8 protein-coding genes and 1 riboswitch are annotated in these 11,572 nt (G+C 42.9%); of the genes, 3 read left to right on the top strand and 5 right to left on the bottom strand.

Features of this window, described 5'->3' with window-relative positions; all coding sequences use genetic code 11:
• The 4 genes from J6I68_RS02885 to J6I68_RS02870 all read right to left on the bottom strand — a co-directional run.
• Window positions 1-1,128, bottom strand: a 1,128-nt coding sequence (locus J6I68_RS02885) for a bifunctional folylpolyglutamate synthase/dihydrofolate synthase (protein ID WP_292217229.1), incomplete at its 3' end; no start/stop codon positions are given.
• Between the two features lie 34 nt (window positions 1,129-1,162).
• On the bottom strand, window positions 1,163-3,835 hold the full coding sequence (locus J6I68_RS02880) for a valine--tRNA ligase (protein ID WP_292217227.1): 2,673 nt from the start codon (window positions 3,833-3,835) through the stop codon (window positions 1,163-1,165).
• A 43-nt stretch (window positions 3,836-3,878) separates the two neighbouring features.
• Window positions 3,879-5,516 (bottom strand): GGDEF domain-containing protein, encoded by a 1,638-nt coding sequence (locus tag J6I68_RS02875; protein ID WP_292217225.1) that lies wholly within the window; start codon window positions 5,514-5,516, stop codon window positions 3,879-3,881.
• Between the two features lie 507 nt (window positions 5,517-6,023).
• A complete protein-coding gene (locus J6I68_RS02870; protein ID WP_330622386.1) occupies window positions 6,024-8,465 on the bottom strand; it encodes an ATP-dependent DNA helicase in 2,442 nt (813 codons plus the stop codon).
• A gap of 188 nt (window positions 8,466-8,653) precedes the next feature.
• Here J6I68_RS02870 and J6I68_RS02865 point away from each other — a divergent pair, with 188 nt between their 5' ends.
• The gene (locus tag J6I68_RS02865; RefSeq protein WP_292217221.1) at window positions 8,654-8,884 is read left to right on the top strand and encodes an HPr family phosphocarrier protein; all 231 of its coding nucleotides are present in this window, start codon (window positions 8,654-8,656) and stop codon (window positions 8,882-8,884) included.
• 154 nt (window positions 8,885-9,038) lie between these two features.
• A complete protein-coding gene (gene asnA / locus J6I68_RS02860; protein ID WP_292217217.1) occupies window positions 9,039-10,049 on the top strand; it encodes an aspartate--ammonia ligase in 1,011 nt (336 codons plus the stop codon).
• A 78-nt stretch (window positions 10,050-10,127) separates the two neighbouring features.
• On the opposite strand, the gene thiT is transcribed toward asnA, so the two are convergent.
• A complete protein-coding gene (gene thiT / locus J6I68_RS02855; protein WP_292217215.1) occupies window positions 10,128-10,829 on the bottom strand; it encodes an energy-coupled thiamine transporter ThiT in 702 nt (233 codons plus the stop codon).
• A gap of 88 nt (window positions 10,830-10,917) precedes the next feature.
• Window positions 10,918-11,020, bottom strand: a riboswitch (TPP riboswitch).
• A 64-nt stretch (window positions 11,021-11,084) separates the two neighbouring features.
• Here thiT and J6I68_RS02850 point away from each other — a divergent pair.
• Complete coding sequence (locus J6I68_RS02850; RefSeq protein WP_292217212.1) at window positions 11,085-11,561, top strand: CPBP family intramembrane glutamic endopeptidase; 477 nt, start codon at window positions 11,085-11,087, stop codon at window positions 11,559-11,561.
• Window positions 11,562-11,572: the final 11 nt, after the last annotated feature.

The following is an 11,572-nucleotide window of genomic DNA, read 5'->3' as shown; positions in this document are numbered from 1 at the left end:
GCTCTTTAATATCATACTGATGATATCCTTGTAGAGCTTGTCCGACATAATACCAAACACCAGATGTTTCTTGCCTTCACAGGATATCCTTGAAACACTGTCGAGAAAAGCCTGTATTCCATCAATGTTATGTGCACCATCAATATAGATGCCAGGTCTCATCTCCTCCATCCTTCCGCTCCACTTGGCAGAAAGAAGGCCTTCTCTGATATCCAGTTCGCTGATATCGGCTCCTGAATCTCTTAAGACCTCAAGGGCTGTAACTGCCACAGCTGCGTTCTGAGTCTGGTAAAGAGCCCATGTGGCAAGCCTTAGATCAGCATATTTATCATATAGGGATTTATATGAAAAAGCAATGCATTTATTGCCTCCCTCATCCCCTGTAAATGACACGTCTTCTATGTTTTTGTCTTCCACGCAGATGGCCCTTACTTCCTTTTCAAGGGCAACCTTTTTGATGACATCAGAAGTTTCTTTTCTCTTATCAAAAAAGACAACTGGCACTCCGGTCTTGATAATGCCTGCCTTCTCAGCTGCGATTTCCTCAAGGCTTGTGCCAAGGTACTCCATGTGGTCGTAGCCAATCTCAGTGATAATAGAAAGAATAGGCTTTCTTACTGCATTGGTGGCATCAAGTCTGCCTCCAAGGCCTGTCTCCAAAATGAGATAGTCAACAGGATATACATCATAAAGAAGCATTGCCACAAAGAACAATAACTCAAAGTATGTGGGGAAGTAGTCGCTTTCGTCATACTCTGTCACACGCCTTAAGACCTCTACAAAAACTTCTACAAATACGCCCTCTGAAACAGGCTTGCCATCTATGGCAAACCTCTCATTTAATGAAACCAGATGAGGCGATGTAAAAAGTCCCACAGAGTAATCAGCCTTGGTTAATACTGATGAAATGTAGCTGCAGACAGATCCCTTGCCATTAGTGCCTGCCACGTGGATGATCTTTATATTTTCATCGGGGGATCCCAGATAGTCAAGAAACGCTCTGGTTTCCTCCAATGAATGCTTCTGTGTGAACTTGGGGATCATATTAAGGAGCCCCTCACACTCAGCAATTGTAATCTTAGCATTGTTATCAGCTCTCTCTATAAGCTCAGAGACTGCCAAATTCAAAGTGTCGTCCATACTAATCCTAAAGTCTTAGCTCTTAACCTTTGAGCTGAGAGAGTCTTTCTGTAATCTGATCATAGGTCTGCTGGTATTTCTCCTGCTTGGCCTTTTCTTCTGCAATCTTGCTTTCTGGAGCCTTGGAAAGGAACTTCTCATTGCTGAGCATGTTCTTGGAACGGACAAGCTCGCCTTCAAGCTTCTCTTTTTCCTTGGTCAGACGCTGAATTTCAGCCTGAATATCCACAAGATCTGAGAAAGGAATGTATATAGTAGCGTTAGCAAGGGCTACAGATACTGCATCATCTGCAATACCGCTCTTGTCGCTCTGGCAAACAGATTCAGATGCATATGCAAGTGACTCAAAGAAGAGCTTGCCTGCCCTGAATGTATCAAGGATCTCGTTGTTTTCACTTACAACAAAGACTTTAGCCTTTCTTGAAGGAGAAACGTTCATCTGAGTACGAACGTTTCTGATACCGCGAACAGCTTCTTTCATAAGCTCAACTGCTCTCTCGTCATCAGCGTAGTTCCACTCATCCCTGTATACTGGCCAGTCAGAGATCATGATAGACTCCTCTTCATCCTGAAGAGTGCAGAATATCTCCTCTGTAATAAATGGCATGTATGGGTGAAGGAGCTTAAGGGCACCTATCAGAACAGTCTGAAGTGTCCAAAGAGCTGCCTCATGGGAAGAAGCATCGTCAGAGTTGTAGAGACGAGGCTTAACCATCTCAATGTACCAGTCGCAGAACTCATCCCAGATAAAGTCATATACCTTCTGAACAGCGATACCAAGCTCAAACTTGTCCATGTTCTCGGTAACTTCTTTGATGGTGGAATTAAGTCTTGAAAGGATCCAGTGGTCCTCAGCAAGGAGTCCTTCCGGCTGAAGCTGATGAATAGCAGAAGGAGCATCATCCTTCATGTTCATCATGATAAATCTGGAAGCATTCCATACTTTATTAGCAAAGTTACGGCAGTTCTCTACTCTTTCGTTATAGAATCTCATGTCGTTACCTGGAGCATTACCAGTAACGATTGTAAGACGAAGAGCGTCAGCTCCGTAGTTCTCAATTACTTCAAGAGGATCGATACCATTTCCAAGGGATTTACTCATCTTTCTTCCCTGAGAGTCTCTTATAAGACCATGGAAAAGAACTGTCTTGAAAGGATATGTTCCCATGTGCTCATAGCTTGAGAAGATCATCCTGATAACCCAGAAGAAGATAATGTCGTATCCGGTTACAAGTACGTCTGTAGGGAAGAAGTACTTAAGATCCTTGGTATCATGCGGCCAGCCCAGAGTCTCAAAAGGCCAGAGTGCTGATGAGAACCATGTATCAAGGGTATCAGGGTCCTGAGTAAAGTGTGTGTGTCCGCACTTAGGGCATACTGTAGGCGCCTGCTTAGCAACAACTACCTCTCCGCACTTGTCACAGTAATAAGCTGGGATCCTGTGTCCCCACCAGAGCTGTCGTGAAATACACCAGTCTCTAATATTGTCTGTCCAGTTGAAGTAGATCTTGTCCATTCTAGGTGGGATAAGCTTGATCTCACCCTCTTTAACAGCCTTAACTGCAGGCTTAATAAGCTCGTCCATCTTGACGAACCACTGTGCCTTGATCATAGGCTCAACTGTTGTATGGCAACGGTCATGGGTACCTACGTTGTGAGAGTAATCCTCGATCTTAACGAGAAGTCCCATCTCATCAAGCTCTTTTACAATGGCATCTCTTGCAGCATATCTGTCCATGCCCTCGAACTTGCCACCATTAGCATTTATTGTTGCGTCATCATTTAAGATGTTGATCTCAGGAAGGTTATGTCTCTTACCAACCTCGAAGTCGTTAGGGTCATGAGCTGGTGTGATCTTAACAACACCTGTACCAAACTCCATATCAACGTAAGAGTCTTCTACGATAGGAAGCTCTCTGTTAACTATAGGAAGAAGAACCTTTTTGCCATGATAAGCCTTGTATCTGTCGTCGTCAGGATTTACTGCAACAGCTGTATCACCCAGCATTGTCTCTGGACGTGTAGTAGCGAACTCGATGAACTTGTCCTTGGAAACAGATCCGTCGTCCTCAATAAGAGGATACTTGATATGCCAAAGATGACCAGCCTGCTCCTCGTACTCAACCTCAGCATCTGAGATAGATGTCTTGCAGACAGGACACCAGTTTACGATCCTGCTTCCTTTATATATGTAGCCTTTCTCATGCATCTTGACGAAGACTTCTGTAACTGCCTCATTGCAGCCCTCGTCCATGGTAAAGCGCTCTCTGTCCCAGTCACAGGAAGATCCCAGCTTTTTAAGCTGAGATACGATGGTTCCGCCGTATTCCTTTTTCCACTCCCAGGCCTTCTCAAGGAACTTCTCTCTTCCAAGTTCTCTCTTGTCTATGCCCTGCTTTTTAAGCTCATCAGTGATACGAACCTCAGTAGCAATGCTGGCGTGGTCTGTTCCAGGCTGCCAAAGTGCATTGTAGCCCTGCATTCTCTTCCATCTGATAAGAATATCCTGAAGGGTCTGATCGAAAGCGTGACCCATATGAAGCTTACCTGTGATATTTGGGGGTGGAATTACGATGGTAAATGGTTTTTTGGTCTCATCTACCTCTGCGTGAAAGTATTTCTTTTCCTCCCATTTAGAATATAACCTGTCCTCAATGTCTTTGGGATTGTAGGTTTTCTCAAGTTCTTTTTTCATGATCTTCTCCTAAATATCAAAGTTATTTAAGCAATTATTGTAATCAACTATGCTGTGCTTCGTCAAGGGACTTCTGGGAAATCAGGGCCTTATGAAGAAGAACCACTTCACCCTTCTTGTGCTCCTTGACCTGATAAAGCGCATTGTCGGCGGCGTACATGTAATCCCAAAGCTTGTTGGTCTCACTTGGTACTGAGTTTCTTACTCCCTGAGATACTGTTATGCCAACAGCGCGGCCGCTTTTCTTATCCTCAAACTTAAGGTCTGCTATCTGGTCCCTAAGCTGTGTTGCGTGATCCATGATCTCAGTATCATCCATGCCCTCATATATAATAACGAACTCATCACCGCCATATCTAAAGGCCTTGATGCCCTGCCTTGACTTGCAGAGATCAGTGATAGCCTCTGCCACCTTTTTAAGGCACTGATCTCCAAGCTGATGGCCATAGGTATCATTGTAATGCTTGAAATTATCCACATCCAGAATCTCTACAGCAAGGGACCTGTGCTGTGCATAAGCCTCCTCAAAGGCTGTATCTGCATACTTGTTGAGGCTGTATCTGTTTCCAAGTCCTGTAAGAGGGTCTGTCTCAGCCTGCTTAAGAAGCTTTACATTCTCCTGTTCAATAGAAGAAAGCCTCGTCCTTATATTCATAAAGAATCTGTAGTTGGCGATACTCTCTTTTTCCTGTTCCCTGGATGCGTGGTAGTAATCTGCAAGGGCTCTGTACTTGTCCTCTGCCAGATCCATCTTGTCATAGAATTCCACACAGACCTCAGCGTATCCCTTCCTTAAATTGGCAATATTAAGGTCATCAAGGGATCTCTTGGCATTTTTAAGGATCCTTCCCACTTCTCCCACTCGGCCAACCTTCATAAAGAAGCGGCAGATCTTGTACACATCATCCATGCTGTCCAGTGGAAACATATTGTTCTGAAGCTGATAAGAGAGCATATCTGCATACTTCTCATAAAGAGCTGTCTCTCCCAGGAAGTAATATCCCCTCATCTTGATATCAAGGATCGGAAGATCCTGAAAAATTTCCGGGTTTACGAGCTCATCCTGCTCCATCTGCTCGATGGCCTGAAGGCATTTCTCAACAGGATCCACTTTGCCAAGGTCAATGTAACAGTCGCCCTGGGCTGCATAACAATAAAGAAGATTCCTGTGATATAGAGAATCTTTCTTGTTCTTGCGGATATCCTTGTAGGAAGACCTCACATACTGAAGAGCCTGCCTGATATCACCATTACCATAGTAGATCTGACCAATATTGAAATTGATAAGTCCAGGAATATTGCTGGTATTTCCCAGGGACTCACTGTACTTAAGTGCATTGAGATAAAAATCAAGGGCAATCTCTGTGTTTCCATGATTGAGGGCGTCAATACCCAGAAGGTTATAACATCTTGCAAGGTGCTCCATGTCGCCACAGGACTGCAGATATTCAATCGCCTTTAATAAGTTGGTATTAAACTTGCGATACTCTGTACTAAGAAGATAATAAGCATCTGCAAGATAATAATAGCTGTAGCCAAGTAAGTTAACATCACCAATCTCTTTGGCTCTCTTAACCATCTTGTTGCAGCATGTTATGAAGCCGCCTGACATTTTGGCACGTTCTTTTAACATTTCTTCATTAAGAAGTACTAGGTCCTGGCCAAAATCTTCTATTTTCATAGTTCTCCAATCTGGAATGGTGGATAGCGAAAACTTATCCACAATGGTCCCTACCAACAACGTATCAAAAAATATTTTACAACAACATTTGTGCACTATCAAGAATGATGTAAGCTGGGCAAAACCCTAGATATTATCTGCATTTCCGTGTTTTTAGTGACATTTATGTCAGTAACTAATTTGGTTTACATATACCTTTTGACCATTTTGGTCATAATGTATTTTTTATTACAGTTTTACGTACGTTTTATCAGCCGATTCTTGTTGCCTATTTATGCGGCATTTTAAACATGCCCTATCGAATAATCCCCAATTTCCACAGAGTTATCCACATGACACCAGAGTCGTTTTACCACTATTTTACGTATCATTTTCTGAATATTTAGCTAATTTTAGCAACAATTTTACACAACTTAACTCAAAATGCGGTTTACATAATTTATTTCAATTCTGTTTTATGTAAACTATTTTTCTCTTTTTTGGGCTAATTTCTTCAAAATCTGCTCTTTATAATCCTTTAAACCCGCTCCAGAACTGACTTATACTCTGATTGACCGAACTAGTCGAAATCGTCTTATATCCACTCCATTCTCTGGGGAAAAGAGCTCTGTATCCCCCTTGCATAAACCTGTCATCCAGTAGCAGCGCTACTCCCACATCATCTACAGTTCTTATTACTCTGCCTGCTGCCTGAAGGACCTTGTTCATCCCCGGGAATCTATAGGCATAATCAAAGCCGTCCAGACCTTTCTTTTCAAAAAAGTCCCTTATTATCTCCCTCTCGTTGCATACCATTGGAATTCCTGTGCCAACAATGATGACTCCGATCAGACTGTCGTTCTTAAGATCTATCCCCTCGCTAAAGATTCCTCCCATGACGCAGAATCCAAGGACATTTTTATCCTCCACCACTTCAAGATCCATGTGGATAATGCTGGAAAGATCTATGTCATTACCAGTTGAAAATCTCGACAGGAATTCCTCTCTGGCTGCCTCTGTCATGAAAGAGGTCTGGGCTAATAGCTCAGTGTCCTCCGGGTCATAGAATTCCTCCTCAAAAATACTGTAAACCTCATATAAATACTGGTGAGATGGGAAAAATACCAGATAGTTACCCTTCTTGGCCTTGATCACCGAGTCTATATACATGGCAACCTTGCGGTACATGTCATAGCCCCTTTGGGAATAGCGGCTGCTTACGTCAGTTCCTATGAATATGCCCAGTTTTCCCGGGTCAAACACAGTTTTGGCATAGATCTCATAGTCTTCTTTTGTGCCACCAAGAAGGCTCTTGTAGTACTGGATTGGAAGGAGCGTTGCTGAAAAAAGAATGGTAGATATGCCTCTGTCCATGCACAAAGCCAGATTCCTTGAGGGGTCAATGCAGGAAAGCCTAAGAAGAAATCCTCCGTCTTCAGCAAATTCGCCATAGGTCACGTAGTGATCGTCCATAAGATCATATATAGTAAGGAATCTTGAGACATCAAAATAAAACTGCAGGATATCCTCTCTGCAGGGGCCTTCGTCGTGGTCCTCCAGATATTCAGACAAAATCGTGGAAAGGCGGTTTAAAACCGTAATAAACCCTTCTATGGAGTCATAGACCTTGTACTCCATAGTGCATTGTCTTTTCAGCTCCAAAAGAGCTTTATTACACTTATCAAGGTGTCCTGCGATCCTTGGATGGAACTCCTTTATCGTGTTCTTAAGAGATAAAAAGCTCTCTTTTTTAAGAACCGCACTGTACATGTCCCTTCCCCTGTCAAGGAGGTTGTGGGTCTCATCCACAAGGAAGCAATAGTCGTGTTCTTTTCCATCAGCAAAAAAGCGTCTTAAATAAACAAAGGGATCAAATACATAGTTGTAGTCACAGATGATGCCGTCGGCAAAAAGACTCATGTCCAGAGACATCTCAAAAGGGCATATCTGGTGCTTTTTTGCGTACTCTATGATGGTGTCCCTGTCAAAAGCATCTTCGCTTATCAAAAGATCATATATAGCATCGTTTATCCGGTCATAGTGGCCCTTGGCATAGGGACAGGCCACTGGATTACAGTTCCTGTTATCCTCATCCATAAAGCAGATCTTGTCCCTGGCAGTTATGGTAGCAGTCTTGATCTTTAGCCCCTGGGTCCTTCTCATGGTATCAAAGGCCTCTACTGCCACTGTACCAGCTATGGTCTTGGCTGTAAGGTAGAATATCTTGGAGACCTTCCCCTCTCCCATGGCCTTGACCGTGGGAAACACAGTGGATATGGTCTTGCCAGTACCTGTGGGTGCCTGTAAAAAGAGCTTTCGTCCATGGACAATGGTCCTGTACACCGCAGCTGCCAGGTCTTTCTGGCCTTCTCTGTATTCAAAGGGAAAGTTTGCCTTCTTAATAGAGCCAGTCCTTATGTCTGCCCACTGGCATTCAAAATCTGCCCATTTTCTGTACATTTCCAAGAGGTCATAAAACCAGCCCACTATCTCATCATAGGTATAGGAGGTGTCGAAATATCTTTTCTCCTCCGTATCCATATTGCAGTAGGTGATCCTTACGTCAACGTCTGTGTAGTGGCGATTCAGAAGATACATGGCGCCATAGCACTTGGCCTGAGCAAGGTGGACCTTGTCAGCTTCCTTCATCCTGGAAAGGTCACGATAAGTGCCCTTTATCTCGTCGATCATAGGCCTATAGCTTTTCTTTTCCAGAAAAGACTCCTGACCAAGCTCAAGGGAAGTCTTGGGTTCGTCCATGTATTTATCAAGGATACCGTCAGCCCTTCCTTCAACGTAGAGGTGGTAATTCCCGTAGTCTTTATCAAAGTTTAGGGGAACCTCTGCATGATAGTCAGGTCCCATGCTCTTTTGTATCATGCGGTGTATGCGTCCACCCTCCAGCATGGCATCTGCCGATCCTGTATGTATTCGGTTGTCTATATCACCGGACCTTAGTAAAAATTCCACCAGGCCCCTTACTGAAAGCTTAATATCCATAATGCAAAATTATAGCATAAGCAGTGGCTTTCAGCCCCTTGAAATAAAATGTAAGAACTTACAAATTTTCTTCAAAAACAATTCACAAAATGAACACAGTTATATATTATTATCGAAAAAGTGTTATTTGTGTATGTAGTATTTAAGGAGAATGTTTTATGAAAGAGAATTCTAAAAGGCACATAAGACTTAACCTTTCAGAGGTTGCAGATTTCGTCAGTGCAGCTACCAAGTGCAATTTTGACGTTGATATTTATTACAACAGATATGTAGTTGATGCCAAGTCAATCCTTGGTGTTATCGGACTTGATCTCACTAAGCCTCTCACAGTTGAGTACAGAGGATATGATAAGAGCTTTGAGCAGTTCCTTGTAGCTCACGCAGCCTGAATAAATAATTTAGGTTAAGAAGACGCTCCGAAGTGCATTTTTAGTGCACCTCGGAGCTTTTTTGTTTTGGAGCATACATTTTTTTCTTGCATAATTTTTCCAAACGTTATTAAATGTAAAATGACGATAAAAAGGCAATTGGAAGGATAAAACCATGGAAAACCTAAAAATCCCAAAAAACTACCAATCAGCGCTTGATCTTCACGACACACAGGTGGGAATCAAGACAGTTAAGGACTTTTTTCAGGGAATGCTGGCAACAAGATTAAACCTCCAGCGTGTAACAGCTCCACTTTTCGTTACTCCTGAATCAGGTCTTAATGACAATCTTAACGGCGTTGAGCGCCCTGTTTCTTTCGACATCTTAAATGAGAACGAAAGACCAGCTGAGATTGTACACTCTCTTGCGAAATGGAAGAGATATGCCCTTAAAAAATACGGCTTCAATGAGTATGAAGGTCTTTATACTGATATGAACGCTGTCCGCAGGGATGAGGTTCCAGATAATATACACTCTATCTTTGTTGACCAGTGGGACTGGGAAAAAGTAATAAGGAAAGAGGACAGAAACCTTGATTACCTCAAGGAGACCGTAAAAGACGTATACAAGGTACTTCGTAAGACCGAGAAATTCATGTCTATCCAGTACGATTACATAGAAGAGCTCCTTCCAGACGATATTTTCTTTATAACAACTCAGGAGCTTGAGGATATGTTCCCAGATAACACTCCCAAGGAGAGGGAATACTTCATCGCCAAGGCCAAGGGTGCTGTCTGCATCATGCAGATCGGTGATGAACTCGCTTCCGGTGACAAGCACGACGGAAGAGCTCCAGACTATGATGACTGGGAGCTTAACGCAGACATCATTGTTTACTACCCTGTTCTCGACATAGCTTTAGAACTTTCCAGCATGGGCATCAGAGTTGATGAGAATTCACTTAAGTCACAGCTTGAAAAAGCCGGCTGCACAGAAAGAGCAGAGCTTCCATTCCAGAAGGCAATTCTTAACAAGGAACTTCCTTACACCATCGGCGGTGGAATTGGACAATCAAGAATCTGCATGTTCTTCCTTAGAAAAGCCCACATCGGAGAGGTTCAGTGTTCTATCTGGCCAGAAGAAATGGTGGCTGAGGCAACTAAAAACGGAATACAGATACTGTAAATATAAAGCAAAAGGAGCCTGGAAATATTTCCAGACTCCTTAATTTTTTGTATTATTTATCGTTTTGAACCTACACTGTCAGCCAAGCTGAACGTTTTTCCTAAGGCTCTTTTCGTTGACCTCATTCTTGATGCGGGAAAGTGCATCGTGAACTGCAGGAACTGCAAGAAGGATGATGGTAAGTGCGCCCTCTGCTGCGATGTATGATCCGTTGTAGGCAGCTGAGTAAACGATAGGGTTCATGCCCTCTGGAGCATAGTCAGCAAAGAATATGATACCTGACAGTGTTGAAAAGAAGAACCTTCCGAAGATACCAGCGAGATAACCCTTGATAAGGCCATTCTTTTTGCCATAGAAAAATCCCGAAAGACCAAGAGCTGTAAATGCAAGGAAATAGTCGCATACCATCTGAGGAACACTGATGATATATGGATCTACAACCATCTGCAAAAGACCATAGGCGAAAGCTGCTGAAAGGCTTACTCTTGGGCCATAGAGGTATCCGATGAATGTAATGAAGAACATTGAAAATACTGTAACTGATCCGCCCATAGGAAGCTTGAAGAGCTTGATGTTAGAAAGTACGAATGCAAGAGCAAGGCAAAGTGCTGATACAGTCATCTGCTTGATGCTGATCTTGAACCTGCCATCCTTGTTGATGAAGTAACTAACAAGAAGAAGCAGTGCTACTGCCAAAACTACTAAAAGTGCATAGCCCCCATTTGTGATGCTGTAGGTGGTATATCCATCCTCTACAACTGGTGATAAGAACAGACTCATAAAAAAATCCTCCCTTTATTTTTTAGCTGGGGGAGGATGTCATGTTAGTATTCCTGTCAGATTAAAATCCATGTATAATGAAAACCTGATGAAATAATTAAAGCTTCCCTACGCCGGTATTATCCGGGTCAGGTAATAAGGGTTAGACGGACAAGCCGTACACTCTCAGCATTGCTCCCCTAGCGGTTTTATGAAGTTCAAGAACAATTAAACACTTCTATCCGGAGATTGTCAATAGATTTTGGAGGAAAAGAAATGCCTCAGGGTTTCTTCGATTTTGATTTGCCTTTAGCAAGGCCAAAATGGTACGTATATTTGCTGTATACCGCTTGTAGTGCGGTTTTGGCAGGTGTGTTGAATTTCCTGGTAAACATCACGGGTTTAGTGAAGGTGGAGTCCTTTAACGAAGCAGCCACGGGGCTTCTAAGCGCAAGCGATCATATAGCTGTTCTGATAGTTCTTTACTGCATTGCTACCCCCTTTATCGAGGAGCTGTTATTCAGGTATTTTATCTTTAACCTGCTTTTTAAATACACAAAAAGAGCTGCGCTTTCTGTTATTGTCTGCGCAGCCCTGTTTGGCCTTTATCATATGAATCCCATCCAGATGGTTTACGGCTTTATCATGGGTCTTGTAATAACCTTTGCCTACTACAGGCACCGGATCCTTACTATCCCATTTCTCATGCACGCAGCAGCTAATGCTGTGGCCCTTGCATTTTCATTTCTATAATGCAGGATTAC

Source organism: Butyrivibrio sp. (genome assembly GCF_017940685.1).
Classification (GTDB): Bacteria; Bacillota; Clostridia; order Lachnospirales; family Lachnospiraceae; genus Butyrivibrio.
Note: the sequence above shows the minus strand (reverse complement) of the source record. Positions and strands in the feature narration are given on the sequence as shown.